This window comes from Gordonia heveisoli (genome assembly GCF_030315745.1).
In the GTDB taxonomy this organism is placed as follows: Bacteria; Actinomycetota; Actinomycetes; order Mycobacteriales; family Mycobacteriaceae; genus Gordonia.
Window position 1 is genome coordinate 40,416 of sequence record NZ_JASXSH010000001.1, and the last position, 26,053, is coordinate 66,468.

Here is a 26,053-nt window from a genome sequence, read left to right on the forward strand (position 1 = left end):
ATCCGTTGAGCGGGTTCGGTCAGCGCTGACGCGGGAAGCGGATCTCCAATGCATGCAGCTTCGTCGGCCCGCCGTGACTGTTGTCGGTGATCATGACCAGGGTCCGCGCCCGATAGGCCTCGAACGGATTGCTCGGCGCCCACGGCCCCCAGGCCAGCCCGGAGATGTCACCGGCGGCCAGACGCGGGATCGGTGCGGTGGAGAAGATCTGCCGCTTGGGCATCGCCCGCACGTCCTTCTCGACCCGCTGCTTGCCGCTGATCTGCTGCGCACCGCGGGTCGTCGTCCAGTAGATGCGGGTGATGCGACCGGCACCCCGCTCGAGGACGAGGAAGTCGGTGGTGTTGATGGCCAGCACGTCGGCGGCCCGCTTGTCCCCGTCGGTGCGATAGACGAACTCGCTGGTGCCGCGCGGACCGAAGCTCAGCAGTCGCGCACTGGTGCGCGGGTCCTGGCGCAGGCCACCGGCGGTGAGCACACTGATCCGCCCGGTCGGGCCGACCGCGACGCCGGCTAGGCTGCGCTGCGGATCGAGCCCGCTGTTCCGTCCGGGGAGGTACGCGCGCGGCAATGGCCGCTCGCCGATCATCGCGCCGGCCCCGCTGATCTCCCGGACGAACGGCCGGTCACCGCCGCTGACCACCACATACCCGCGGGAAGTCTTACGGATCCCTTCGAAACGGGCCGATCCGGGCGGCGTCATCATGAAACCGGGACCGAGGATCGGGTTGGCGCCGACCAGCTTCGGCAAACCGTTGAGCAGGGACTGCGCGAACGGGATCGAGGCGGTGAAGAACCGACCTGGACCGGCGAGCCCCAGATCGCCGGAGATCGCCACATAACGACCGCCGCCGATCGCGTCGAGGCCCGTGAACCCACCGAACCGGAACGGTGCCGGCGTCACCGCAGGCACGTCGATCGAGTTCAGATAGTAGGTTGCGATCCCCGCCCCGCGGGGTGCCGCGGGTGCGGCCTCGGCACGGACCGACTGACCGAGCAGACCGACGGCGCACAGCAGAACGACCGTTGCCCCCCACAAGCGAAGTCTCATGGAGGGCAACGATACCGCAGCAGACTGCGGTCGGGTCAGCTCAGGCGATGCTTGAGGCCGTCGAGTTCATCCTGCAGCGGCGTCGGCAGCTTCTCGCCGACGAACTCGAAGAGTTCCTCGATCAGCGGGATCTCCTTGCGCCATTCGTCGGCGTCGAAGGCAAGCGCCTCGGTGACGTCGGCGGCGGCCACATCCAGCCCGGTGACGTCGATCTCCTCCGGCTTCGCGACAATGCCGATCGGCGTCTGCACACCCTCGTTCTCGCCCTCGATCCGGCTGACGATCCACTTGAGCACGCGGCTGTTCTCGCCGAATCCGGGCCACAGGAAGCGGCCGTCGTCGCCACGACGGAACCAGTTGACGTAGAAGATCTTCGGCAGCTTCGACGCGTCGGCGTTCTTACCCAGGTCGATCCAGTGCTGGAAGTAGTCACCCACGTGGTAGCCGAGGAACGGCAGCATCGCCATCGGATCGCGGCGGACGGTGCCGACCTGACCCTCGGCGGCGGCGGTCTGCTCGGAGCCGACGGTGGCACCCATGAAGACGCCGGTCTGCCAGTCGCGGGCCTCGGTCACCAGCGGGACGGTGGTCTTGCGGCGACCACCGAAGAGGATCGCCGAGATCGGCACACCCTGCGGGTCGTCCCACTCGTCGGCGAGCGACGGGCACTGCGAGATCGGGGTGCAGTAACGCGAATTCGGGTGCGCCGCCTTGTGATCGGACTCCGGCGTCCAGTCGTTGCCCAGCCAGTCGGTCAGGTGAGCAGGCTTCTCGCCGTCGATGTCCTCCCACCAGATGTCACCGTCGTCGGTGAGCGCCACGTTGGTGTAGAGGGTGTTGCCTGCCTCGATGGTGCGCATCGCGTTCGGATTCGAGGAGTAGCTGGTGCCAGGGGCGACACCGAAGAACCCGAACTCCGGGTTGATGGCGTACAGGCGACCGTCCTCGCCGAAGCGCATCCAGGCGATGTCGTCGCCGACGGTCTCGGCCTTCCAGCCGGGGATGGTCGGCTGCAGCATCGCCAGATTCGTCTTACCGCAGGCGCTCGGGAAGGCCGCGGCCACGTAGTAGACCTTCTGGTCCGGGCTGGTGAGCTTCAGGATGAGCATGTGCTCGGCCATCCAGCCCTCGTCGCGCGCGATGACCGACGCGATCCGCAGCGCGTAACACTTCTTGCCGAGCAGCGCGTTGCCGCCGTATCCCGAACCGAAGGACCAGATCTCGCGAGTCTCCGGGAAGTGGGTGATGTACTTCTCCGAGTTGCACGGCCACGGCACGTCGGCCTGTCCGGGCTCCAGCGGAGCGCCGACCGAATGCAGAGCCTTGACGAAGAAGCCGTCCTCGCCCAGCAGGTCGAGCACCTTCGGGCCGACGCGGGTCATGACCTTCATGGAGAGCACGACGTACTCGGAGTCGGTGATCTCCACACCCAGCTTCGGGTCCTCGGATTCCAGCGGACCCATGCAGAACGGGATGACGAACATGGTGCGGCCGCGCATCGAACCGCGGTACAGCTCGGTCATGGTGCCGCGCATCTCGGCGGGATCGACCCAGTTGTTCGTCGGGCCGGCGTCTTCCTTGTTCTCCGAGCAGATGAAGGTACGCGATTCCACCCGGGCGACATCGGCGGGATCGGAGCTGGCCAGGAAGGAGTTGGGTTTCTTCTCCTCGTTGAGCTTGACCAGGGTGCCTGCCTTCACCAGATCCTCGGTGAGGCGGTTCCACTCGTCGTCACTGCCATCGGACCAGACCACCCGATCGGGCTGGGTCAGCTCGGCGACCTCGGCCACCCAAGCCAACAAACCCGCATGCTTGGTCGGCGCACTACTCGGATCCAATCCGGGGATCGTGGCTGCGGTCATTCTGGGAGCCTCCTGGGAGCGGGCGACCGCTCGACTTGGTCGCCGATGATGTCGTCGTAGTTGTCAGGATACGTCCACCGAACGTGCGCTAGGTCGCGGGGTGTGCAGATGCGGCCCATGCCACATCCGGCGGATTCGGTCCCTTCCGGCCTGCGGCTTCATACCTGGCCACGGGTGGTCCGCCGACCGGATAGCACAAGCTCAGCGCAGTCGACCAGAGTCGAACGGCACCCATACCCCACTCTCCGGGTCGAGGATCGCCGACCGGACGCTCCCATCGGCTCCGATCTCGGTGATCTTGTCCACCTGACCGTCGCGGTCACTGTCGGTGTACACCGTGACGCCATCCGGGCCGTTACGTGTCAGCGAATCGTTGATGCCGTCGTTGTCGGTGTCCACCTCCGCCGGCCCGAGATCCCACACCCGACCGTCGTCGTGCATCCACAGGTGATCGTCGAGACCGTCGTCGGCCTCGGCCGCAGGCACGATCTCGGGGTCGGGATCGGGATCGAAGGGCTCGCCGAAGATCGGGTCCATGGTCATCTCCTCTGCTCCGGACTCTGCGATGTGCCTGCCCGTGACAGCTGCCGGTGCAGGTCACGGGCCTGGTCCAGACGTAATCGTCGGTCGGCGGCGGCGTTGCGTATGCGGCGCATCTCACCATCGAGGTCGGCGACGGCAGCCGCGGTCAGACGGATGTTGCGGTCGTAGCTACGCGTGATCTGACCGCATAGGCCGGTCTCGGCGGCCCCGACCCGCAGTCCGACCTCCCGATCGGCCCGGATCCGGGCGTCGGCGAGGGCGTCGCGCAGCCAAGCCCGCACCTCGGTCCGGGTACTGCTGCTGCGCCGGGTCCGGATGACCGCGACGGCCACCGCCACGCCGAGCACCAGGGTCAGCGGCATACTGATCCATTGCAGCGTGTGCACGGACGCCATTGGCGCCACGATCAGTCTGCCCACCCCGAGCCCGGTCGACGCCCCGATCACCACCATCAGGGCATCCTCCGCCCCGCGCCCGCGGCCGTCGCGGATCGGGCGCGGATCACCGATCTGCACGCCGGTATCCGATGCGGCCGAAGCGCCGGTGACACCGCCCAGACCGAGCAGCGCCGTGGCACCGACCTCGTCGATCCGGTCGGACAGGGTGCGCGACACCTCCGCCGACAGCAGCCCGAGTTCGTTCCGCAGCATCTGTTCGGGGTCGGCGATCGCCGGGGCCTCGGCCATCCGCGCCGCGATCGCCTGAAGTCCGTGCTGAACCTGGGTGACCGTCTCCGCACGCGCCCGTGTCAGCCCGGCACGCACCGCCGCCAGGCGGTCGGCCCGCCCCCGATCGCGGTTCTCCACCAGCGCGCGGCGTCGGCGCTGCAGATCGGCGATCATGGTGCCGTCGCGATCCGTGGACTCCTCGGCGAGGAGATCGTCGACGGATGACCGGGCGGCCGCACTCGCCGCCTCGGCCCGACGCTGTGCCAGGGGCGCGTCGAGTTCCTCGCGTAGCCAGGCGACCAGGTCGGGTATCCCCGATCCGGTCGGCTCCCCGGCGCGGGCGGCCAACGCCGACACCGCGAAGATCGGCAGCGCCCCAGAGGGGTCGAGGGCATCGCGATGTGCGCGGGCGATCCGCGGCCAGTCCCAGAAAGCGTCGATCTTGGCGCACACGACCCCGACCGTGCCGTATGCCGCCCGCAGCGCAGCCAGTCTCCGGCGTTCCTCCTCACCTACCGCGGACATCGGATCGACGACGAACACCGCGACCCCGACACCATCTGCGACACCGACAGCGGCGGAGCGCGACTCATCCGGCCCGACGATCAGCTCCAGCCGATCGTCGAGTTCGGCACATGCGGCGACCAGTGTCCGGACCCCGACACCTTCGGCGCCGACGATCAGTACCCGCGACCCCTCCGCGACCATCGCTACCGGCTCCCCGAGAGAAGCGATTCGGCCCGGTCACGGTCGACGTCGGCCGCGGCCGCATCTTCCAGCGCACCGCGCAGCTCGACGCCACGCCAGTACCGCGCCGCCGGTTCGCAGGCCGTGATCGGCGCCGCCAGCGCCCCGATCCCGCTCGCCCGACGCAGCACCCGGGTCAGGGTCGGCGCGTCCAGCGGGACCGGGTCGTCGGGATCGGCGTCGGCGAGCAGGGTCAGCGCGAGGTCGATGCCGTATTGGTCGAGGTGCCGGAGCATCGCGACCCGGGTGCGGTACTCGGCCGACTCGGTGGGCACGGCCAGGAACTGCCCCACCATCGAGGGCATCACCAGCCCGGACCGCGCCCAGCACCCCAGCGTCGCCATCTCGTCCGCGGTCACCTCCGCGCAGGCCAGCAACGCCGACACCGGGAGCACCGGCAGCCCGAGGCGATGCGCCGCCTCGGCAGCCACCTCCTGCGCCACCGCCCATTCCCCATGTGTGTCGGCCCGGCCCAGCACGACGATCCGTCGATCGGCGGGCAATGCGGCGATCGCGTCACGATCGGCGGCGCGCGGTGGTCCGGGCAGTACATACAGCCAGATGTCGGTGTCCTCGGGGCGAGCCGGGTCGGCGATGAACGCGTGCATCGGCGACAGCCGTTCCCGAACTGCCCTGGCCATCGTGTCGCGGCCGACGCCGGGGCGGCCGCCGACCTCGATCCGCAGCGGACCCCGATATCGACGTCCCGCCTCCTCCAGGATCGGCCGTAGCGGCGACGTCGCACCGACCAGGCTCGACAGCCTCCCCGCCGCCGCGCTCGCCAACAGCGCAGCGGCCGGATCGGCCGTCCCCATTCCCTGCACCGCGCACCCCCACGTGGTCGTCACCGACGTCATCTCGGTGTCCGGAAGATTAGCCGCTGAACGCGACTTCGGCGCCCAGACCTCCACATCGTCGGGCCGATGAGGAACCATGGGGTGGTGAACAACAGCGTCGATCGGTCCCGGCTGTACCCGCGGGTGACCAGTTTCCGGTTCCGCCGCGGCACCCTGACCCCCGGCCAACAGCGCAATTGGGAGGTGCTGTGGCCGACCTTGGGCCGCGACCTCAAGACCGATCCGGAGGATCTTCCCGAACCCGCGCTCGACTTCGGCGCACTCTTCGGGCGGTCCGCGCCGACCGTGCTCGAGGTCGGCAGCGGTACCGGTATCTCGACCGCGGCGATGGCCGCCGAAGAACCCGACGTCGACGTGATCGCCGTCGAGGTCTACAAGCCGGGGCTGGCCCAGCTACTCGGGCTGGTCGACCGCAACGGCCTGACCAACGTGCGGATGATCCGCGGTGACGCCTCGGTGGTGCTCCGTGAACTCGTCGAGCCGGGCAGCCTCACCGGTGTGCGCGTGTTCTTCCCTGATCCGTGGCCGAAGTCGCGTCACCACAAACGACGGTTCATCCAGTCGGGCACCGTGGAGATGATTGCCGAGGCCCTCAAGCCGGGCGGCGTCCTGCACATCGCGACCGATCACGCCGAATACGCCGAATGGATCGCCGAGGTTCTGGCCACGCAGGACCCAAATCGTCCACATCTCGTGCAACTGACCAAGCCTTCGCCCATACTCCTGGAACGCCCGACCACGAAATTCGAGGGCCGCGCCGAACGCGAGGGTCGCGACGTCAACGAGTTCGTCTACACCAAGCCGATCCCGAAGACGCCGCCCACCGCCGACGACGGTTCGAACGGAGACCGCACCGACGATGAGTGATCCCGCCACCACCCCCGACGCCCCAACCGCCCCGACCGGATTCGCCGACACAATCGGCGGGCAGACCGGCACCCGCCGCATGCTGCTGGTCTGGGACGCACCGAATATGGACATGGGCCTGGGCGCGATTCTGGGTGGCCGCCCGACCGCCGCGCACCGGCCGCGTTTCGACGCGCTGGGCCGCTGGCTGTTGCAGCAGACCGCCGATCTGGCCACCGACGGTCTGGTGGAGCCCGAGGCCACCGTGTTCACCAATATCGTCCCTGGTTCCGCCGACGTCGTGCGCCCCTGGGTCGACGCGCTGCGCAACGTCGGCTACGCGGTCTTCGCAAAGCCGAAGCTGGCCGAGGACACCGATGTCGACGCCGACATGCTCGACCACATCGAACTTCGCAGGCACACTGTGGGACTGGCGGGTGTGGTGGTGGCCTCGGCCGACGGCCAGGCCTTCCGGGAGCCCCTGGGGGAGATCGCCGCCGAGGGTGTGCCGGTCACCGTGATCGGTTTCCGGGAACACGCCAGCTGGGCGTTGACGGCCGATGACCTGCGGTTCATCGATCTCGAAGACATCCCCGGCGTGTTCCGGGAGCCGCTGCCGCGGATCGGGCTGGACTCGCTGCCCGACGACGGTGCCTGGCTGACGCCGTTCCGGCCGCTGAGCGCATTGCTGCGCTGAGCCGCCGGTCGCCACGTCGCGACACACACGTCCGCCTCAGGCATCACTCAGGCAACACTGAGACAATCGGACGTCGCAGTACACGAAAGGAACCAGCGTGTTCGGAGCCATCGGCACATTCGTCTATCGGATGCGCTTCGCCGTCATCGCGGTTCTGGTCGCCATGATGGCGGGCCTGGGACTGTTCGGACTCGATCTCAGCAAGCACCTGAGTCAGAGCGGATGGTTCGACCCGACGTCGGAATCGGTGAAGGGGTCGATCTACGCCGACAACTATCTCGGCCGCGACCACAAGTCCGACATCGTCCTGTTCATCACTCCGCCCGAGGGTACGACGGTCGACGATCCCGCCTTCGGCGTGAAGGTCGAGGACTTCGTCAACGACCTGGCCGCCGCCCATCCCGACATCGTCAACCGCAACGACCCCGGCATCTTCGACCCGTTCACCCCCGGTGTGGGGCAGTCCGCAGTGCAGAGCCAATTGTTCACGCCGGACAAGAAACACGCCTTCATCAGCATCGGGGTGGCGGGCAACGACGACACGACCATCCTGGCGAATTTCAAGAAGATCGAGCCGTTCTTCGACGACATCCCCGAACGCTTCGACATGCCCGGGGCCACCTTCGAACTCGCCGGCCTCCAGCCCGTCGCGGGCAGTATGGCCGACGGCATGGACAAGGACATCCATCGCGCCGAGGTGATCGCCCTGCCGATCGTCGCGCTGATGCTGTTCTTCATCTTCGGTGGCGTGATCGCGGCCTGTCTGCCGGTGCTGATCGGCGGTCTGACGATCGCAGGCTCGCTGGGCATCATGAAGATCCTGGCGCTGACCACCGAGCTGAACATCTTCGCGCAGTCGGTCGTCACGCTGATCGGTCTCGGTATCGCGATCGACTACGGACTGTTCATCGTCTCCCGATTCCGCGAGGAACTCGGTGAGGGGTATTCGACGAAGGCCGCGGTCCGAAGAACCGTGATGACCGCGGGGCAGACCGTGGTGTTCTCCGCGACGATCATCGTCGCCGCGCTGGCCTGTCTGTTGATCATGCCGCAGGGCTTCCTCAAGTCGGTGGCCTACGGCGCCATCGCGTCGGTGTCGCTGGCGGCTTTGCTGTCGATCACCGTGTTGCCCGCGATCCTGAGCATCCTGGGACCGCGTATCGACGCGCTGTCGATTCGCACGATCATGGGCTGGACGCTCATCCCGATCGTCCGCAAGTTGTTCGGCGACGACCGCGCGAATGCTCTCGACAGCCGATTCACCGGCCGCATCAAGAGCCGTGAAGACGTCGAGAACGGGTTCTGGGGCAAGCTGTCGGGCTGGGTCATGCAGCATCCGGTGGCGACTGCCGTTCCCACGGTGTTGCTGCTGCTGGCGCTGATCATCCCGTTCGGCAACATCGCCTTCGGTGGCATCAGTGAGAAGTATCTGCCGCCGGACAACGCCAATCGTGTCGCGCAGGAACACTTCGACGAGGCCTTCCCGACACAGCGCACCGAGGCGATCATGCTGGTCGTCATCTACGACCCGAACACTGACAACGCCGATGCCGACCTGCAGGCGATCGCCGCGGACGCCAGCAAGGCACCCGGTCTCACCGGCCCGTTCAGCACCAGCCAGAACGACCGGTCCGCGCAGTCGGGCACGGTTACCGGAACCGACTACGCGATCATCCGGATGTCGGCGGGTCTGAAGAACCGCGACGACGCCGCCGCCGCCATCGATCACATCCGGTCGATCGACAAACGTGGCGCGCAGGTCTACGTCGCCGGTACCCCGACGCTGACCCAGGACTCCATCGACGCCCTGATGAAGCGGTTGCCGCTGATGGCGATCATGCTGGTGTCGATCACCGGGCTGCTGATGTTCCTCGCCTTCGGTTCGGTGGTGCTGCCGATCAAGGCTGCGTTGATGTCGGCGCTGGGCCTCGGCTCCACGCTGGGCATCCTGACCTGGATCTTCGTCGACGGCCACGGCTCCAGCCTGGCGAACTTCACGCCGGGACCGCTGTTCGCGGCGATCCTCGTGCTCATCATCGCCATCGTCTTCGGTCTGTCCACCGACTACGAGATATTCCTGCTGTCACGCATGGTCGAGGCCAGACAGAAGGGGGCCAGTACCACCGAGGCGATCCGGGTGGGCACCGCGCACACCGGCGGCATCATCACCGCGGCCGCGGCGATCCTGGTCGTCGTCATCGGCGCCTTCGGCCTGTCCGAGATCGTGATGATGAAGTACATCGCCTACGGCATGATCGCGGCGCTGATCCTCGACGCGACGGTCATCCGCATGTTGCTGGTGCCGTCGGTGATGAAGCTGCTCGGCGACGACTGCTGGTGGGCGCCGCGTTGGATGCGCACCCTGCAGGAGAAGATCGGTCTGGGCGAGGCCGTCCTCGACGACGAGCCCGACGAACTGCGCGACGGTGTGGTCGGCTCGCGTGCGATGAGTGCGGGCACGATGGTCGCCGAGGCGCCGACTTCGGTCATGCGCCGTCAGTTGCCCGTCCCGCACGGCGCACGTCGTGGTCCGGCACCTCAGCCTGCACGCCAGAATCCGGCAGCCCAGGCGCCGCCGGTCCAGGCTGCCCCGGCAGCACCCGCGGTCCCGAATCGCGCCGCGCCGAACCCGGCCGGTCCGACACCCCGCCCAGTGGGTCCGCGGACACCGCTGGTCGGCAACGATCCGGCATCTCGTCTGGCGCCCCGGCCCGAGGCACCGACGGCGGACTCCGCACCGGTGCGCCGCCCGGTGGGCAGTACCGAGCGTGCCCCCGACACCGGAAGCTGGAGTCTGGGCGACGGCGGCATCCGGCTGCAGAATCCGGCCCAGCCCCCGAGTCCGGCCCAGGCACCGCCGACCCCTCAGCCCGAGCGTCCGGTTCCGCCTGCGCCCGCCGGCCGTCCCGCCGCAACCGGTTCGGGTGCCCGCACGACCGGCCCGGTCCCGGTGCGCGGTACGACCCCGGCCGATCGGCCGGTGACACCCGACTCCGCCGATGCGCGTCTGCGTCGTCGGCCCGATCTCGGCGACTCCGATCGCGGACCGCTCGCGGCCTCGCTCGCCCCGGAGGGCTCACGCCCGACGTCGGGCCAGCAGAACCGGGGTGAGGGCAACAACATGGGTCGCGGGTTGAGCCCCGATGCGGTGTCGGCCGCCGATGCCGGTCCCCGCAGCGCACTCAACCGGGGCCCGGACACCCTCGACGCCGACACCCGCGGTACCCGGCCGCGCAATGACGAGTCCGAAGGTGGCCGCCGCCGCAGTGACCGGCACGCCCGGTCGGCCGACGACGATTCCGAGGGAAATCAGATCAGCGTGCAGGACCTGTTGCGGCGCAGCCGCTCCGAGCACTGAGGCCCCGACGACGCCGAGCGGATGCGCTTCACCGCCCGGTGTCGTCGGCCTCGCGTTCGGAGTCGGGGTCCGCCTCTGCCGGGGAAGGATCGTCGGCGCCCGACTCGGCGGGTGTCGGCCTGCGCAGGAAGTAGTCCCAGTGCGGTTCGTCGGGTTCGGCCACATAGATCCCCTCCCCCGGTCGATGGTCGTCGGCCTCCTCGACGACCGGCGCCGATCCGTTCAGGTCACGGATGAAGGTGTTGAGGAAGGCCACCAGCGGCACCGCGAGCAGCCCGCCGACGATGCCGCCGGCCACGATGCCCGCGGCGATCGCGAGCACCACCGCGACCGGGTGCAGTCGCACCGTGCGCCCGAGCAGGAACGGCTGCATCACGTGACTTTCCAGCTGCATGACCCCGACGACGATGGCCAGCGCGATCGCCGCCGCGACCCACCCCTGGGTGACCAGCGCCACCAGCACCGCCAGTGAGCCGCTGAGCAAGGCACCGACGATGGGGATGAACGCGCCGAGGAATACGAGCGTGGCGAGTGGGAGTGCCAGTGGCACACCGAGGATGGCCAGTCCGATGCCGATAGCCACGGCGTCGACCAGTGCCACGATCACCGTCGCCCGCACGTAGCCGACCAGGGTGCCGAACCCGGCCACCCCCGCCGCCGACACGCGCTCCCGGTTCGACGACGGGACGGCTTTCACCAGGAAGTCCCAGATCTGGCCGCCGCCGTAGATGAAGAAGATCATCAGGAAGACGGTCAGCAGGCCGCCGGTGGCGATCTGTCCGGCGGTGGTCGCGGTGGCGAGTGCCCCGCTGGTCACCTTCTCCTGGTTGTGTTCGATGACGTCGAGAATGTCGCCGCCGACGTTGCTGACCTGTTTCGGGTCAAGATGTGCCGGCCCTTCGACGAGCCACTCCTTGGTGCGGTCGATCGTCACCCGTAGTTGTTCGGCCAACTCGGGCACCCCGCGGATGAACTCTCGTACGACGAAGCCAAGACCGGTCACCACGACGCCGATGGCGACCACCATGGTGCCCAGCACGGCCAGCGACCGCGGTACCCGACGACGGTCCATGGCGTCCACGACCGGCACCAGCAGCGCCGAACCGAGGATCGCCAGAGCCACCGGTACGAGCACCTCTTTGAATTCGAAAAAGATCCGGACCAGCACATACAGGCCGGCCAGGAGGATGAGCAGACGCCAGGTCCACTCGGCCGCGACGCGGATGCGCGGATGGACCTTCGATGCGTCGCGGGCACGCCGGTCCGCGCCTGAACCCGACTCCGTACCGACCTCGGCATCGCTCATATCTGTCAGCGTAGGACTCTCCGGCGACCGAACGGATTGAAGCGCGGCACATCGCGGGCACTAGGGTGTGGGCTATGCCGTCGGAGAATGTGGCGCGGGCCGGCGTCGCTGAGCGTCCGCGGTTCTGGTGGGTCCGCTGGGTCCTGCTGGTGACCATCGTGGTCGTGCTGGCCGTCGAGGCGGTGTTGATCTGGCCGAAACTGCATGAGACGTGGACCCGCCTCGACGATCTGCAGTGGGGATGGATGCTTGCCTGCGTCGCCGCCGCGATGTTGTCGATGGACAGTTTCGCGCAGGTGCAGCGGGCACTGCTCAATTCTGCGGGCGTGCGCGTCACGCAGTGGAAGTCACTGTCGGTGATCCTCGCGGCGAACTCGGTCAGCCAGACGATGCCCGGCGGCCAAGTGCTCGCCCCGGCCTTTACCTATCGCGAAACCCGCAAGTGGGGTGCCACCCCGGTGGTGGCGTCGTGGCAGGTCGTCATGTCCGGCTTGCTCGCCGGGGTCGGGCTCGCGGTTCTCGGTCTGGGTGGCGCCCTCATCGCGGGTGCCAAGACGAGTCCGTTCTCGGTGGTCTTCTCCGTCGTCGGGTTCATCGCGGTCGCCCTCATCCTGCAGTATCTGGCGACTCATCCGGAGTCGTTGCAGAGTACCGGTGAACGCCTGCTGTCGTGGCTCAACCAATTGCGCAGCAAGCCGGAGAACCACGGCTTCGAGCGCCTGTCCGAAACACTGGAACAGTTGCGCGCGGTGCAGTTGTCCAAGAAGGACATCACCATTGCCTTCGGGTGGAGTCTGTTCAACTGGGTCGCCGATGTCGCGTGTCTGATGTTCGCCTGCTGGTCGGTTGGCGCCCATCCGTCGATCTCGGGTCTGATGGTCGCCTATGCGGCCGGTAAGGCGGTCGGTACCGCGGTGCCGCTGCTCCCCGGCGGAATCGGCGTGGTCGACGCGGTGCTCGTGCCTGCGCTGACGAGTGCCGGGATGCCGCTGCCCGACGCGATCACGGCGGTGCTGATCTATCGCATGATCAGTTACGTGCTCGTCGCGATCATCGGCTGGGTGGTGATCGGTTTCATGTTCCGCCATCGCATCAAGGCCGGATCGTCGATCGAGGGGGAGATCGACCTCGATGAACGGGAATCCGCGACACAGCCGGATACTTCTGGGGCTGCCGGGACATCTGAGGTCTCCGATCCGAACGGCGACGACGATCCGTCATCGACCGATCGAACGAAAGATCTTCCCTAGACCGGCTTCGAGCTGGTCGCAGCACCGTCGGACCGGCTAGGTTATCGATCATGCCGAGTTCGCAAACGGCGGAGCGGGTCAACGCGCCCGCCCGGGGGATCGCATCGATGCCACTGGCCGCCCTCATCGATGCGGTTGTGGTGACGATTTTCGGGCTGATCGGACGCGCCAGCCACGAAGAGGCGCTCTCCCCGGTCGGTATCGTGCAGACGCTGTGGCCGTTCCTGGTCGGCTGCGCGGCCGGCTGGTCGATCACCTACGTGTATTCGCATGTGCGATCGAATGATTTCTTCGGCCACAACTTCCGGCCCGATCGGGTCGTCCCGGTCGGCCTCGTCATCTGGTTCTGCACGGTCACGGTCGCGATGGTCGTTCGCTACATCCTGCACCAGGGCATCGAGGCCTCATTCATCGTCGTGGCCGCGACCTTCCTGGCGATCTTCCTCCTCGGCTGGCGGGCCGCATTCGCGGCGCTGGCCAAACGCTCCCAGCGCCGCGACGCGTAGACCCGCTACTTGATCCGGAAGTATTTCTGCGCGACCTGCAGCGCGGCGGTGCCCGACTTCGGCCCCTCGGTGTAGATCACGATGACCTTGCCGCCCTGGATGCCGACGAACCAGCCCGGTCCCTGCGGGCCGTTGGTGCCGACCAGCGCACGCAAGCCGGGGGCACCGGTCAGGTCGCTGGCGTCACCGACCTTGGCGGTCGCGGTCATCGCCCGGCTCACCTGATCGATCAACGACCGGTCGAGTGCACCCAGTTCGCCGCCGACAACCTTTGTCGGCACCCCGTTGATGACATACGGGGCGACCGAATTGAGCTGCCCGGTCTGCGCGCGGGCCAACGCCACGCCGAGCGCCGCCATGTTCATGATCGACGCGTTCGCCTGGCCGGGCCGGTAGTCGACGGTGGTCACCCCGGCCTGGCCGGGGGTGGGCGCGCTCGCGCCGGGCACGGTGAACTGGACGCCGAGGCCGAGCCGGTCGAGCAGCATCGCACCGGCCGATTCACTGCCGCCCGCGATCCGCGACACCGCGTCGTAGACGGGGGCGAGGGTCGAGCCGATGGGATAGACCGCGTCGACGTTGATCTTGCGGTCGACGGCGTAGTCGTTCTGGGCCATGCCCTGGATCGCGCCGGTGACGGCGTCGAGGACCATGACGGTCGCGGGCTGCCCCACCTCGACCGCGACGTCGCCAAGGGTCAGCTGCACCCCCTGGTCGACGGCGGTGAAGACATTGGGTCCGGCCGGACCCTGGTCGCCGGCGAGTTGGCGAGGGCGCATCCCCGGCCCGACCAGCTGCACCTGCCAGCCCGCGGTGGCGTCGCGGATGGCCTGCCAGTAGTTGGTCAGTCCCGATTCGAGAGGCGAGTTGAGCCGACGATCGGCCATCACCAGTTGTCCGGTCTTGTTGACCCGCACCCCGGACACCTTCGCCGGGTCGCCGGCGAGGACCTGCATGTCGGAATCGCGCAGTCCGACGGTGACGATCGGCCGGCCTCCGGCGGCGGCGAGCTGGTCGCGGATGACTGCGGGGGTGATCAGCGGTGCGATGGGCGCGATGACGCGGGCCAGCGCGGCGACCGAGGCGTCGACGTTCGGGGTGGCCGACGGATCCAGGACGATCTCGGTGACCGGCTGCAGGTACATGAAGACCTTGCCGTTGCGGCTGCGGACCGACGGTGACGGTGTCGCGTCGGTACGGATCTCCCGCAGCAGCCCGCCGGCGGGCAGGCCCGGGTAGATGACCGAGGGATCCCAGGTCACCTTCCAGCCGGTCGACAGGTGTCGTGCGGTGCCGTTGCTGGTCGCCTCGAAGGTGTGGCCCTTCGCCCAGGTCCAGGTGGATTTCAAACCGAAAGACGCGGTGCCGTCGCTGTATTCGACCGGGTTACGCACCTCGAAGCTCACATTCTGCGGGTGCATCGCGGCCAGCGTCGCGTTCAGGGCGTCGGCGGCCTGACCGGGTGCGGTCGTGAACGCGGCGGCGCCGCCCCCGTCCTGACGACTCAGGGCGGACGCGAATTTGTTGACGGCAGCGGCCGCACCGGTGTCGCTCTCTCCGGACAGTCCGCAGGAGCTGAGAACGACAACGACGCTGACCGCGGCGCAAGCGGCGACAAGGGCCCGCTTGACCGAGATTCTCATGTTTACAATTTTCACTCGTGTAACACCGAAATTCGACATCGCCAGCTTCCATTCAGGAATCGTTGCGATCACGAACCGGTCTCGTCGCGCCTCGACCGGCGTCGCACATAATGAGATATGCCCACCAGCAGCCTGATCCGCGGGTCCGAGCGTGCGGTGACGACGACCGACTGGCTGACGTCCCGTCATAGCTTCTCCTTCGGAGACCACTACGACCCATCAAACACCCACCACGGCGCCCTACTGGCAAATAATGATGATTTCGTTACCCGCGGAGCGGGCTTCGATCTACACGCCCATCAGGAGAGCGAGATCGTCACCTGGGTGGTGTCGGGCACACTGGTCCATCGCGACTCCGCGGGACACTCCGGGGTGCTGGTTCCGGGGCTCGCACAACGCATGAGCGCGGGCTCGGGGGTCGAACACTCCGAGCGCAACGACCCCTGGCCCGACCTGCCGGACTCGGGTACATCACCGGTTCATTACGTCCAGATGTGGGTGATGCCCGACCGGCACGGCCTCGATCCCTCCTACGAACAGGCCGACGTCTCCGCCGACCTCGACGCCGGCCGGCTCGTCGCGGTCGCCTCCGGTGACCCCGACGTCGATTCCGCGATCCGGATCGCCAACGCGGGCGCCACGCTCTACGCCGCCCGGCTCACCAGCGGGGCGTCGGTACAGGTACCCGGCGCCCGCTACGTCCATCTGTTTGTGCCGGCCGGCGCGGCCGTCGTCGCATCGACCGGCGACGCCCTCGGCGAGGGCGACGCGCTGCGGCTCACCGACGCCGACGACGTGCGGCTGACCGCGACCACCGATTGCGAGATCCTCGCCTGGGTGATGCACAAGGGACTCTACGAATAGCCGCACCGGTTGTGCGCCGCACGGCTGACGGATCGGTCCGGCGATGACAGGATGGACAGGGTGACCGCATCTGACATCGACCTGACCTCCGGCCTCGACCTCGACTGGATCGACGACTCGGTCCGCCCGCAGGACGACCTGTTCGCGCATGTGAACGGCAAATGGCTCAACACCCACGTCATCCCCGAAGACCGGGCGATCGACGGCGCCTTCCTCGTGTTGCGGGACCGCGCCGAGGAGAACGTCCGCGACATCATCACCGCGTCGTCGGAGACCGACGCCCCCAGCGGCTCCGACGAGTGCAAGATCGGCGATCTGTTCGCCTCCTTCATGGACACCGATCACATCGATGCACTGGACATCGGCCCGATCGCCGGTGAACTGGAGAAGATCGCCGCTATCGACTCGACGGCGTCGTTGAGTCGGCGTATGGGCCGTCTGACCCGTCACGGTGTCGGCGGACTGTTCGGCTTCTATGTCGACACCGACGCCCGGAAGTCCGATCGCTACCTCGTGCACATCACCCAGTCCGGCCTCGGCCTGCCCGACGAGTCGTACTACCGTCCCGATGCCGACGGCAACGACAAGCACGCACCGACCCGCACCGCCTATCTCGCACACGTCGAGCGGATGTTCGCCCTCGCCGGTCTCGACGATCCGGCCGGCGCCGCCGCGACCGTTCTCGACCTGGAGACCGCGATCGCCGGTCATCATTGGGACGTCGTCAAACGCCGCGACGCGGAACTGACCTACAACCTGCTCACCCTCGACGAGTTCGAAGATGCGGCAAGCGGTTTCGATCTCGACGAATGGTTCGCCGGCCTGGGCACCACCGGGGATCCCACCTTCGCCGAGGTGGTCGTCGGACAGCCGTCGTTCATCGCAGGTGCCGCCTCGCTGGTCGCCGAACGCCCGCTGGCGGACTGGAAGACCTGGCTGACCTGGCGCCTGCTGCGCAGCGCCGCCCCATACCTGTCGGCGCGCTTCGTCGACGAGAACTTCGACTTCTACGGACGCACATTGTCGGGGGCCGAGGCCAACCGGGAACGGTGGAAGCGAGGCGTCTCCTTCGTCGAGGGAGCTGCGGGTTTCGCGGTCGGCAAACTCTATGTCGCCCAACATTTTCCCCCCGAGGCAAAAGCCCGGATGGACGAGCTGATCGCCAATCTGGTCAAGGCCTACCGGCGCAACATCTCCGAGCTGGAGTGGATGACCGAGGAGACCCGACGCAAGGCGCTGCTCAAGCTGGACAAGTTCACCCCGAAGATCGGCTACCCGGCGTCGTGGCGTGACTATTCGGCGCTAACCGTCGACCGGGGCGACCTGATCGGCAACGTGGCACGCGCGTCCTCCTTCGAGCAGGACCGTGAGTTCGCGAAGATCGGCGGTCCAGTGGACCGCGACGAGTGGTTCATGACCCCACAGACGGTCAACGCCTACTACAACCCGGGCATGAACGAGATCGTCTTTCCGGCGGCGATCCTGCAGCCGCCGTTCTTCGATCCCGAGGCCGACGACGCCGCGAACTACGGCGGCATCGGGGCGGTCATCGGGCACGAGATCGGACACGGATTCGACGATCAGGGCGCCAAATACGACGGCGACGGCAACCTGGTGAACTGGTGGACAGAGTCCGACAAGTCCGAATTCTCCACCCGTACACGCAAACTCATCGACCAGTACAGCGAGTTCACCCCGGAGGGGCTGGACCCGGAGTACAAGGTCAACGGCGACTTCACCATCGGTGAGAACATCGGCGATCTCGGCGGGCTGTCAATCGCGCTGGTCGCCTACCGGATCGCCACCGAGGGCACCGAGCCGCCGGTGATCGACGGCCTCACCGGGGAGCAGCGAGTCTTCTTCAGCTGGGCGATCGTGTGGCGCACCAAGACTCGTACCGCCGAGGCGATCAAACGGTTGTCGGTCGACCCGCATTCGCCGCCGGAATTCCGGTGCAACGGGGTCGTCCGCAACATCGATTCCTTCTACGAGGCCTTCGACATCCAGCCGGGTGACGGCCTGTATCTCGACCCCGCCGACCGCGTCCGGATCTGGTAGCGGCCCACGATGACCAGGCCGGGCCGGAACTCGATTCCACCGTTGACGCGGACGCAGATGATCGAGGCACTGGCCCGGCCGATCCTCGCGGCGACGATCCTGCTGGTCGGCTATTTCCTGCTGCCGATCAACAAGGACAGCGATGCCAACCTCATCGGGCTGGCGGTCGGCGCGATTGCGCTCGGCGGCTTCTGCGTCTGGGAGGTCCGACGCTTCGCCCGCTCACATCGTCCGGTCGCCGACGCGATCGAGATGTTGGTTGCGGTGGCCGCCTTCTATATCGTCACGTTCTCGGCGATCTACTTCATCTTCTCCGAATACACCCACAACGCCTTCAACGAGCCGCTGACCAGGGTGGACGCCCTCTACTTCTGCCTGACCGTGTTCACCACCACCGGCTTCGGCGACATCGCGGCCGACTCCCAGCCTGCGCGGGTGGTCGTCTCGATCCAGATGGCCAGCACCCTCGTCCTCCTCGGACTCGGGCTGCGTTTCCTCAACATCCTCGTCGACTTCCGGGTCCGGGGCCGCGATCTCCCCGACGATCCGCCGGTGGCGGAGTGATCTCGATGAGCTCGCGACCCCCGACCGGCCTCAGTAGTCGTCGTCGCCGTAGACGACCATGCCGCGAATGTTGCGCCCTTCGAGCATGTCGTCGTAGGCCTCGTTGATCTGCTCGAGGCGGTAGGTCTTGGTGACCAGGTCGGCGAGATTGAGTTTGCCCGAACGGAATTCGTTGAGCAGAGTCGGCACCTGGGTGCGTGGGCTCGCGCCGCCGAAGATCGCGCCCTGGATCCGCTTCTGCAGCAGGGTCAGTTCGAACAGGTTGACCTGGGCGTCCATCGCCGCGAAGTTGCCCATACCGGTGACGATCACCTGACCGCCCTTGCCGGTGAGCGCGAGCGCGGGGGCGAGCATCGAACCGTCGATCTCGCCGACGGTCAGGATGGTGGTGTTGGCCATCTTGCCCCAACTGATCTCGCCGACCGCGGGAAGAGCCTCCTCCATCGACGAGAAGGTGTGCGTCGCACCGAGTTTCTCGGCCATCTGGAGTTTGAACGGCACCGGGTCGACCGCGACGACGATCCGCGCACCTGCGGCCGCCGCACCCTGTACCGCGTTGATGCCGACGCCACCGATCCCGACGACCACGACCACGTCGCCCGCGTGGGTGCCGCCGATCTCCACCGCCGAGCCCCAGCCGGTGGCGACGCCACAACCGAGCAACGCTGCCTGCTGCAGCGGGATGTCGTCCTCGATCTTGACCAGCGACGCCTCGTTGACGGTGATGTAGGGCGCGAAGGTCCCGAGTAGGCACATCTGCGCGAGGGGCAGCCCGTCGGAGGTGTGCGCCCGGTTGGTGCTGTCGGAGATCGATAGGCCGGTGAGAAGACCGGCCCCTTCGTCGCAAAAGTTCTGGTCGCCGCGCGAACACGGGTCGCACACACCACAGGCCGGGATGAAGGCGGTGACGACGTGGTCGCCCTCCTTCAGCCGGGTCACTCCCGGACCGACCTTGGTCACGACACCGGCACCCTCATGTCCGCCGAGGACGGGCAGGGGCGCGGGCGAGTCACCGGTGCGGAGGTGATGGTCGGAATGACACAACCCCGAGCTGACGAGTTTGACCTGCACCTCGCCGGCCACCGGGTCACCGAGCTCGAATTCCTCGATCTGCCAAGGCTTTCCGGCCTCGCGCAAGATTGCACCCTTGACCAGCATATCGTTACCTCCACGTGTTCGGCCCGCGCCGGGATCAGTTGCCCCCAGATATTGCCGCACGCTAATGCGACACAGATCACATCCTGACTCAACCCCAGATCCCGCGCAGCGGTTTCCGGCTATTGCCCGCACTGCCGAATCGGCGGCCATGGCACGATGGCGACATGGCCGCCACCACGCCGGAGACCGCTCCCGAACCTGACGACCAGAGGCCCATTCCGACGCCCGGCCGCCGCCGGATGCGGTGGCTGATCCCCGCGCTGGTGCTGCTCTCCTGGCTGGTGATCGCCGGGCTCACCGGCCCGTACGCGGGCAAGCTGTCGTCGGTGTCGACCAACGACAGCTCCGCCTTCCTACCGGCCTCCGCCGAGTCGACACGGGCCGACGAACTGCGGGCCGAGTTCGAGGACACCGGTTTCTTCCCGGCCATCGTCGTGGCCGAACGCGAATCCGGTCTGACCGCAGCCGACCGTGCGTTCCTCGAACGGGCGACCGCACCGCTGGCCGATACCGCAGGCTTCGGTCCCGCATTCTCTCCGCCGATCCCGTCCCGCGACGCGCAGGCGCTGCAGATGTTCGTGCCGGTCGCCACCGAGGGCGAACCCGCCGACGCCGTCGAGTTGCTGCGCGCCGCGCTGGCCGACCCCCCGGACGGCCTGACCGTCAAGGTGACCGGACCCGCCGGACAGGTCGCCGATCTCGGCGAGGCGTTCAAGGGCATCGACGGTTTGCTTCTGCTCGTCGCCGGGCTCGTGGTGCTGCTGATTCTGTTCGTCGTCTATCGCAGCCCGATCCTGCCCTTCGTGGTGATCATCTCGGCGGTGTTCGCGCTGGCCCTCGCGTCGGGGGCGGTGTATTTCCTGACCAAACAGGGTTGGCTCGACCTGAACGGGCAGAGCCAGGGCATCCTGTTCATCCTGGTATTCGGTGCCGCGACCGACTACGCGCTGCTGCTGGTGTCGCGGTTTCGTGAGGAACTGGTCGTCGTCGAGGACACCTCGGCGGCCCTGCGACGGGCGTGGTCGGGCACCATCGAACCGGTCGCCGCATCGGCTGGCACGGTCATCGCCGGGGTGTTGTGTCTGCTGCTCAGCGACCTGAACTCCAATCGCAGCCTGGGGCCGGTGGCCGCGATCGGGATCGTCGGGTCGTTCCTGGCCTCGATGACCTTCCTACCCGCAGTGCTCGCGCTGCTCGGACGGTCTGCCTTCTGGCCGTTGCGTCCGGTCTATGCACCGGACACCGACGTGGAATCCGGGGCCACCCACCGCTTCTGGCGCCGGATCGCCGATCGGATCGCGGGCGCACCCCGCGCGATCTGGGCGGGCACGCTGATCGTGCTGGTCGTCGGCGCCGCCTTCGCCCCGATGTTCCGTTCCGACGGCATCGCTTCCACCGACTTCTTCCTCGGGTCGGTCGACTCGGTGGCCGGCGCCCAGATCCAGGCGCGCCACTTCGACGCCGGCAGTGGGTCGCCGACCTGGGTCATCGCCGACGAGGGCAGCATTGACGCGGTGCTCGACGCGGTGCGTTCGGTGGACGGGGTGGCGAGCGCGACCGTCGTCACCGACGGACCCGGGCCGATGGTGCGCGACGGCCGGGTGGCCGTCACCGCGACGCTCACCGACAATGCCGAGTCGTTGTCCGCACAGAACACCGTGGAACGTATCCGGGCCGTAGTTCATCCCATCGCCGGAGCGGATGCGCTGGTCGGCGGTACGTCGGCCATCGATCTGGACACCCGCACCACGGCCACCCGCGACCGCAATCTGATCATCCCGGTGGTTCTGGTGATAGTCCTGGCGATCCTGATCCTGTTGTTGCGCAGTCTGCTCGCACCGGTGTTGCTGCTGGCGACCACGGTGTTGTCCTTCGCCGCGACGCTGGGCGTCGCCGCACTGCTCTTCAACGGACCGTTCGGCTTCCCGGGGGCCGATCCGGTGGTGCCGCTGTTCGCCTTCGTCTTCTTGGTGGCGCTCGGTATCGACTACAACATCTTCCTGATGACGAGGGTCCGCGAGGAGGCGCGGCGCCATGGGACCCGGCTGGGCATGATCCGCGGTCTGACGACGACCGGCGGGGTGATCACCTCGGCCGGCGTCGTCCTGGCCGCCACGTTCGCGGCGCTGGCCGTTCTGCCACTGCTGTTCCTGGCACAGGTCGCCTTCCTGGTTTCCTTCGGCGTGCTCGTCGATGCCCTGATTGTCCGAACCCTCCTCGTACCCGCACTGACCCTCGATATCGGCGACCGGATCTGGTGGCCGGGACAGCTGACCCGACGTCGTAACGATGAACGGAAATCCACTGTGGGACAAGATCTTCAAAGACCAACGTCGAGCATCACAGACGAATCCTGAGAGTTCCCCGAAAGCAGGGGTATTCGTCGGCGTGCCGGGCTAGCGTCGGGGCATCGGATGTCGGTGAGTGTCGAGTTGGTGGCCCATGAGTATCGTCGAAGAAAGTGATACCGACGGCCACGACAGGTTTTCCTCGTTGCGCCTCGGTGGGCTGGACTGGGATCGATTTCCGTTGCGGCTCTTCATGGTGGGCAATGCACGCTTCTGGGATCCGCAGGCGATCGACTACTCGGCCGACGCCGCCGACTGGGCCGACGCCGAGCGGCGCGCCGCAACGCACCTCATCGCCCGGTCTTGCGCCGACGAAGAAGCCGCGATCGGCACCGTCCGCCCGTTTCACGCCACCATGACGGCCGAGGGTCGCTTCGGCGACGAGATGTACCTTTCCCAGCTCTCCTTCGAGAAGGCCAAACACACCGAGGGACTGCGATTGTGGATGGACTCCGTCGGCCTGACCGAGGATCTCAATCCACTGGTGACCACCAACCCGCACCAGCGCCGCCTCGTCGGAGAGGAACTGCCCACGACGCTCGACGCGATGCTCGCCGACCGGTCGCCGGAGACCCAGATCCGCGCCCTGGTCACCACATTCCTCGTCGTCCAGGGCGCACTGGCGGTGACCGGACATCTGAGTAGGCAGTACATGTGTATGACCTTCGGAATCATGCCGGGCATGCGTAGCCTGAGCCGATTCATCGCCGACGACGAGCGTCGGCACCAGGCGTGGGCCGCCTTCAGCTGCCGCCGACTCCTGGCCGCCGATCCCGCGCTCTGGTCGGTGATCGGCGATGAGATGAACAGCCGGATGCCGACCGCCTTGGACCTGGTCGGATGGACCTGCGCGCAGGCCGAGATGGCCGCACTGCACTTCGACGCCGCCGCTGCCGTGCGCTACACCGCCGACTGCGCACAGCGCCGCCTCGAGGTGATCGGTGCCGCCCGCGACGATCGCCCCGACCACATCGAATACGACCCGTCACCGTTGATGGTGGAGGATTCGATCGGCGAGGACGACAACACATTCTTCGACGGCTGAGTATCCGGTAGTGACAAAAATTAGAACACGTTCTACTGTCGTGTCGTGGATGTGAGCTTCGAGGCGACCAAACGGGAACTGACCACCGCGCAGGGCACGCTGCGCTATCACGAGGCAGGCGCGGCCGACGCGCCGCCGCTGATCCTGCTGCACGGCTCGGGACCCGGCGTCACCGGCTGGCGCAACTACCGCGGCAATCTGGGATTCTTCGCCCAGACCCACCACACCTATGTACTCGAGTTCCCCGGTTTCGGGGTCAGCGATCCGTGGGAGGGCATGCCGGTGCTGACCGCCGGCAAGTCGGTCGTCGCATTCATGGACGCACTCGGCATCGACTCCGCGCCGATGATCGGCAACTCCATGGGTGGTGTCGTCGGCATCAACCTGGCGATCAAGAAGCCCGATCGGGTGGCAAAACTCGTCACCATCGGCGGCGTCGGCCCCAACCTGCTGAGCCCGTCCCCCAGTGAGGGACTGCGTCTGTTGCAGGAGTTCGCCGACGACCCGAACCGCGACAAACTGGTCCGCTGGCTCAACGGCATGGTCTATGACCGCGCGCTGGTCACCGACGAACTGATCGAGGAGCGGTGGGAGGCGGCGATGAATCCCGACGCCCTCAAGACCGGCCGCGCGATGTACGGGTCGGCCGCCTTCGAGATGCAGCAGAAGTTCATGGCCGACGCCGACATCGCACCGTACTGGGCGATGATGCACAAGGTGAAATGCCCGACGCTGCTCACCTGGGGTCGCGACGACCGTGTCAGTCCGCCCGATATGGCACTCGCCCCGATGCGGTTGATTCCCGACGCCGAACTACACATCTTCCCCAAGTGCGGCCACTGGGTGATGATCGAGGCCAAGGACGCCTTCGAATCGGCGGTCGCAGCGTTCTTGGCGCGCTGACGGTCGACGACGTCCGCCCCTGCCCACCGGACATCGTGGGCAGGGGCGGATGTGGTTGGGTGCGTACCGACGTGGAGTCAGTCCGCCGCCACGGTGGGCGACGTGTCGACGCCGAGCAAGATCCGCGACCCGTACGGCGCTTCCTGCACCAGCCGCAGTTGCGCCAGCGCCGGGTACTGTTCCAGCACTCGACCGGCGTTTGCGAGCGCGCGCAGCGACGCAGTCTCGGCCCGGGCCGTTTCCAGCTTGGCCAGGCCGCGCGCCTTGGCGGTGACCAGGTCGAGCGCACTCGAACGGATCTCCTGCGGCACGATGACGTCGCGCACCGCGATGGATACCACCTCGATGCCGACCGGCTCGGCGGCCGTTGCCGCCGCGACCCTGATCGCGTCCGCGTCAAAGGCACTGGTGCGCCGGGTCAGTTCCGTCGCCTCGACGCCGGCGCAGACCTCGCGCAAGGCGACCTGGGCGGCGAGGTAGACGGTGGCGACTGGGTCGGCGGCAATCTCGATGAAGGCGACCGGATCGGTCACCCGCAACTGAATCGTCAGCGATACCCGCACGCCGATTCCGTCGGCGGTCGGTACCTCCTGAGGCGCCACCGGCACGAGTCGGGTCCGCATGTCGACGGTGACATATGTTGCCGCCCGACGCCGCCGGTACGTACCGGCGGTCAGGATGCGCTGCCGGTCGCCCTCTCGGTATTCGAGTGCGACCTGTCCCGCGTCGACGACGAGGGGATTGGTGAACATTGACATGGTGCGCCTCCTTTCTGGCGGTTCGTGTCACTCATGTCTGGCGTAGTCGTGTAGTTGCCTCCGGCACCCGACACCGCCCGCGGGCAGGCACAACGGCGGGCTTGCCGATGACGACCATGATCGTCATCGACAAACGCAGGACCATCGCATCCTGTTGTCCCGGGGGCGGTATGAAAAGGACTCGAACCTTTGGGGTGGGTCACCCGTGCCATGGGAGTGCATCGGATCTCGAACGCGCAGAACATGATTCCGGTACCCCGGTCTCGGCTGCTCCCCGATGCCCGCACAACTATCCATGCCGCACGGCAATGGTGCAAGTGATTTTCACACCGGGCCGTCACCCCGCGGTCCACCCCGCAGCCTGGGCGGGCAATCGTTCTCGAGCCGGGCCGTCAGCCCGCGGTCCACCCCGCAGCCTGGGCGCACAATCGTTCTCGAGCCGGGCCGTCAGCCTGCGGTCCACCCCGCAGCCTGGGCGCACAATCGTTCTCGAGCCGGGCCGTCAGCCTGCGAGGACCCGCTTCACCGCGACCGCTGTTCGGGAGGTGCTCGGTACGTGGAGGGAGCGAAATCGGTTCTGGCGGAACAGCTCGGCAACCTGCGCTACCCGATGCTGTGCCGCCTGCCATCCGCGGACGTACTGTTTGTCGACCATGGTGCCGTCGAGTCGGACATCGATACGGCTCCGGATGACGCCGATGACCCGCAACGCCAGGATGATCGGGGTGCAGATCAGCGCACCGATCCAGGAGAGCGCATAGATGATGCCCTCGACGATCGCGTCGGCGATCTTCACTCCCGTGTCGTAGAGCCAGATGAAGGGCGCGAGGAACGCCGGCTCCGCCGGTTCACCGCTCGGGAGGCCACGCCCCGAATGGGGGTACATCGGGCGAGCGGTCTGATCGATGGGGTGAATGACCTCGATGACATGCCCGAAGCGAGGTCGCCACGCCAGGACCCGACGATCGGCCGACCACTGTTGTCCCGCATACGTCATCCCCTGCATGGTCGCAGCCTAGCC

Annotated in this window: 21 protein-coding genes; 11 read left to right on the plus strand and 10 right to left on the minus strand. The window is 67.3% G+C overall.

Annotated features, from left to right (window positions below; translation table 11 throughout):
- Nucleotides 1-19: 19 nt before the first annotated feature.
- The 5 genes from QSJ18_RS00175 to QSJ18_RS00195 form a co-directional block, all read right to left on the minus strand.
- Nucleotides 20-1,051 (minus strand): esterase-like activity of phytase family protein, encoded by a 1,032-nt coding sequence (locus QSJ18_RS00175; protein ID WP_286324150.1) that lies wholly within the window; start codon nucleotides 1,049-1,051, stop codon nucleotides 20-22.
- Between the two features lie 35 nt (nucleotides 1,052-1,086).
- Nucleotides 1,087-2,913 carry a phosphoenolpyruvate carboxykinase (GTP) gene (locus QSJ18_RS00180; protein ID WP_286324151.1) on the minus strand — a complete coding sequence of 609 codons (1,827 nt, stop codon included), beginning with the start codon at nucleotides 2,911-2,913 and terminating at the stop codon, nucleotides 1,087-1,089.
- Between the two features lie 201 nt (nucleotides 2,914-3,114).
- Nucleotides 3,115-3,450, minus strand: a complete 336-nt coding sequence (locus tag QSJ18_RS00185; protein WP_286324445.1) for a DUF6802 family protein — start codon at nucleotides 3,448-3,450, stop codon at nucleotides 3,115-3,117.
- 2 nt (nucleotides 3,451-3,452) lie between these two features.
- On the minus strand, nucleotides 3,453-4,832 hold the full coding sequence (locus QSJ18_RS00190; protein ID WP_286324152.1) for a hypothetical protein: 1,380 nt from the start codon (nucleotides 4,830-4,832) through the stop codon (nucleotides 3,453-3,455).
- Between the two features lie 2 nt (nucleotides 4,833-4,834).
- Complete coding sequence (locus QSJ18_RS00195; RefSeq protein WP_286324153.1) at nucleotides 4,835-5,719, minus strand: hypothetical protein; 885 nt, start codon at nucleotides 5,717-5,719, stop codon at nucleotides 4,835-4,837.
- 75 nt (nucleotides 5,720-5,794) lie between these two features.
- Here QSJ18_RS00195 and trmB point away from each other — a divergent pair, with 75 nt between their 5' ends.
- From trmB to QSJ18_RS00210, 3 genes are all read left to right on the plus strand, one after another.
- Complete coding sequence (gene trmB, locus QSJ18_RS00200) at nucleotides 5,795-6,595, plus strand: tRNA (guanosine(46)-N7)-methyltransferase TrmB (protein ID WP_286324154.1); 801 nt, start codon at nucleotides 5,795-5,797, stop codon at nucleotides 6,593-6,595.
- Nucleotides 6,588-7,271 carry an NYN domain-containing protein gene (locus QSJ18_RS00205; RefSeq protein WP_286324155.1) on the plus strand — a complete coding sequence of 228 codons (684 nt, stop codon included), beginning with the start codon at nucleotides 6,588-6,590 and terminating at the stop codon, nucleotides 7,269-7,271. The genes trmB and QSJ18_RS00205 overlap by 8 nt, the downstream gene beginning before the upstream one ends.
- 97 nt (nucleotides 7,272-7,368) lie before the next feature.
- On the plus strand, nucleotides 7,369-10,629 hold the full coding sequence (locus QSJ18_RS00210; RefSeq protein ID WP_286324156.1) for an MMPL family transporter: 3,261 nt from the start codon (nucleotides 7,369-7,371) through the stop codon (nucleotides 10,627-10,629).
- 28 nt (nucleotides 10,630-10,657) lie between these two features.
- On the opposite strand, the gene QSJ18_RS00215 is transcribed toward QSJ18_RS00210, so the two are convergent.
- Nucleotides 10,658-11,935 carry an AI-2E family transporter gene (locus QSJ18_RS00215; RefSeq protein WP_286324157.1) on the minus strand — a complete coding sequence of 426 codons (1,278 nt, stop codon included), beginning with the start codon at nucleotides 11,933-11,935 and terminating at the stop codon, nucleotides 10,658-10,660.
- A gap of 74 nt (nucleotides 11,936-12,009) precedes the next feature.
- Here QSJ18_RS00215 and QSJ18_RS00220 point away from each other — a divergent pair, with 74 nt between their 5' ends.
- A complete protein-coding gene (locus tag QSJ18_RS00220) occupies nucleotides 12,010-13,185 on the plus strand; it encodes a lysylphosphatidylglycerol synthase transmembrane domain-containing protein (RefSeq protein ID WP_286324158.1) in 1,176 nt (391 codons plus the stop codon).
- Between the two features lie 50 nt (nucleotides 13,186-13,235).
- Nucleotides 13,236-13,691 carry a DUF3054 domain-containing protein gene (locus QSJ18_RS00225; RefSeq protein WP_286324159.1) on the plus strand — a complete coding sequence of 152 codons (456 nt, stop codon included), beginning with the start codon at nucleotides 13,236-13,238 and terminating at the stop codon, nucleotides 13,689-13,691.
- A 5-nt stretch (nucleotides 13,692-13,696) separates the two neighbouring features.
- On the opposite strand, the gene QSJ18_RS00230 is transcribed toward QSJ18_RS00225, so the two are convergent.
- A complete protein-coding gene (locus QSJ18_RS00230; RefSeq protein ID WP_286324160.1) occupies nucleotides 13,697-15,334 on the minus strand; it encodes an NTF2-like N-terminal transpeptidase domain-containing protein in 1,638 nt (545 codons plus the stop codon).
- A gap of 117 nt (nucleotides 15,335-15,451) precedes the next feature.
- Between QSJ18_RS00230 and QSJ18_RS00235 the strand changes: the two genes are divergently transcribed.
- The 3 genes from QSJ18_RS00235 to QSJ18_RS00245 are packed head-to-tail and all read left to right on the plus strand — an operon-like array spanning nucleotide 15,452 to nucleotide 18,820.
- Nucleotides 15,452-16,198, plus strand: coding sequence for a pirin family protein (locus QSJ18_RS00235; protein ID WP_286324161.1), 747 nt, complete (start codon nucleotides 15,452-15,454; stop codon nucleotides 16,196-16,198).
- Between the two features lie 51 nt (nucleotides 16,199-16,249).
- Nucleotides 16,250-18,256, plus strand: coding sequence for a M13 family metallopeptidase (locus tag QSJ18_RS00240; protein ID WP_286324162.1), 2,007 nt, complete (start codon nucleotides 16,250-16,252; stop codon nucleotides 18,254-18,256).
- Nucleotides 18,257-18,265: 9 nt separating this feature from the next.
- Nucleotides 18,266-18,820 (plus strand): potassium channel family protein, encoded by a 555-nt coding sequence (locus QSJ18_RS00245; RefSeq protein WP_286324163.1) that lies wholly within the window; start codon nucleotides 18,266-18,268, stop codon nucleotides 18,818-18,820.
- A gap of 30 nt (nucleotides 18,821-18,850) precedes the next feature.
- On the opposite strand, the gene QSJ18_RS00250 is transcribed toward QSJ18_RS00245, so the two are convergent.
- Nucleotides 18,851-19,978 (minus strand): NDMA-dependent alcohol dehydrogenase, encoded by a 1,128-nt coding sequence (locus QSJ18_RS00250; RefSeq protein WP_286324164.1) that lies wholly within the window; start codon nucleotides 19,976-19,978, stop codon nucleotides 18,851-18,853.
- A gap of 164 nt (nucleotides 19,979-20,142) precedes the next feature.
- Between QSJ18_RS00250 and QSJ18_RS00255 the strand changes: the two genes are divergently transcribed.
- From QSJ18_RS00255 to QSJ18_RS00265, 3 genes are all read left to right on the plus strand, one after another.
- A complete protein-coding gene (locus QSJ18_RS00255; protein WP_462475949.1) occupies nucleotides 20,143-22,335 on the plus strand; it encodes an MMPL family transporter in 2,193 nt (730 codons plus the stop codon).
- 85 nt (nucleotides 22,336-22,420) lie between these two features.
- On the plus strand, nucleotides 22,421-23,371 hold the full coding sequence (locus QSJ18_RS00260) for a R2-like ligand-binding oxidase (protein ID WP_286324165.1): 951 nt from the start codon (nucleotides 22,421-22,423) through the stop codon (nucleotides 23,369-23,371).
- A 45-nt stretch (nucleotides 23,372-23,416) separates the two neighbouring features.
- Nucleotides 23,417-24,274 carry an alpha/beta fold hydrolase gene (locus tag QSJ18_RS00265; RefSeq protein ID WP_286324166.1) on the plus strand — a complete coding sequence of 286 codons (858 nt, stop codon included), beginning with the start codon at nucleotides 23,417-23,419 and terminating at the stop codon, nucleotides 24,272-24,274.
- Between the two features lie 77 nt (nucleotides 24,275-24,351).
- Here the strand turns inward: QSJ18_RS00265 and QSJ18_RS00270 are convergent, their stop codons facing one another.
- Nucleotides 24,352-25,032 carry a slipin family protein gene (locus QSJ18_RS00270; protein WP_286324167.1) on the minus strand — a complete coding sequence of 227 codons (681 nt, stop codon included), beginning with the start codon at nucleotides 25,030-25,032 and terminating at the stop codon, nucleotides 24,352-24,354.
- 502 nt (nucleotides 25,033-25,534) lie between these two features.
- The gene (locus QSJ18_RS00275) at nucleotides 25,535-26,029 is read right to left on the minus strand and encodes a hypothetical protein (protein ID WP_286324168.1); all 495 of its coding nucleotides are present in this window, start codon (nucleotides 26,027-26,029) and stop codon (nucleotides 25,535-25,537) included.
- Nucleotides 26,030-26,053: the final 24 nt, after the last annotated feature.

Coding starts and splice junctions, on each gene's coding strand:
- QSJ18_RS00260 (WP_286324165.1), top strand. CDS start 22,421: ATGAGTATCGTCGAAGAAAGTGATACCGACGGCCACGACAGGTTTTCC.
- QSJ18_RS00275 (WP_286324168.1), bottom strand. CDS start 26,029: ATGACGTATGCGGGACAACAGTGGTCGGCCGATCGTCGGGTCCTGGCG.
- QSJ18_RS00180 (WP_286324151.1), bottom strand. CDS start 2,913: ATGACCGCAGCCACGATCCCCGGATTGGATCCGAGTAGTGCGCCGACC.
- QSJ18_RS00255 (WP_462475949.1), top strand. CDS start 20,143: ATGGCCGCCACCACGCCGGAGACCGCTCCCGAACCTGACGACCAGAGG.
- QSJ18_RS00185 (WP_286324445.1), bottom strand. CDS start 3,450: ATGGACCCGATCTTCGGCGAGCCCTTCGATCCCGATCCCGACCCCGAG.
- QSJ18_RS00250 (WP_286324164.1), bottom strand. CDS start 19,978: ATGCTGGTCAAGGGTGCAATCTTGCGCGAGGCCGGAAAGCCTTGGCAG.
- QSJ18_RS00225 (WP_286324159.1), top strand. CDS start 13,236: ATGCCGAGTTCGCAAACGGCGGAGCGGGTCAACGCGCCCGCCCGGGGG.
- QSJ18_RS00205 (WP_286324155.1), top strand. CDS start 6,588: ATGAGTGATCCCGCCACCACCCCCGACGCCCCAACCGCCCCGACCGGA.
- QSJ18_RS00220 (WP_286324158.1), top strand. CDS start 12,010: ATGCCGTCGGAGAATGTGGCGCGGGCCGGCGTCGCTGAGCGTCCGCGG.
- QSJ18_RS00245 (WP_286324163.1), top strand. CDS start 18,266: ATGACCAGGCCGGGCCGGAACTCGATTCCACCGTTGACGCGGACGCAG.
- QSJ18_RS00240 (WP_286324162.1), top strand. CDS start 16,250: ATGGACAGGGTGACCGCATCTGACATCGACCTGACCTCCGGCCTCGAC.
- QSJ18_RS00190 (WP_286324152.1), bottom strand. CDS start 4,832: ATGGTCGCGGAGGGGTCGCGGGTACTGATCGTCGGCGCCGAAGGTGTC.
- QSJ18_RS00230 (WP_286324160.1), bottom strand. CDS start 15,334: ATGAGAATCTCGGTCAAGCGGGCCCTTGTCGCCGCTTGCGCCGCGGTC.
- trmB (WP_286324154.1), top strand. CDS start 5,795: ATGAGGAACCATGGGGTGGTGAACAACAGCGTCGATCGGTCCCGGCTG.
- QSJ18_RS00235 (WP_286324161.1), top strand. CDS start 15,452: ATGCCCACCAGCAGCCTGATCCGCGGGTCCGAGCGTGCGGTGACGACG.
- QSJ18_RS00270 (WP_286324167.1), bottom strand. CDS start 25,032: ATGTCAATGTTCACCAATCCCCTCGTCGTCGACGCGGGACAGGTCGCA.
- QSJ18_RS00175 (WP_286324150.1), bottom strand. CDS start 1,051: ATGAGACTTCGCTTGTGGGGGGCAACGGTCGTTCTGCTGTGCGCCGTC.
- QSJ18_RS00215 (WP_286324157.1), bottom strand. CDS start 11,935: ATGAGCGATGCCGAGGTCGGTACGGAGTCGGGTTCAGGCGCGGACCGG.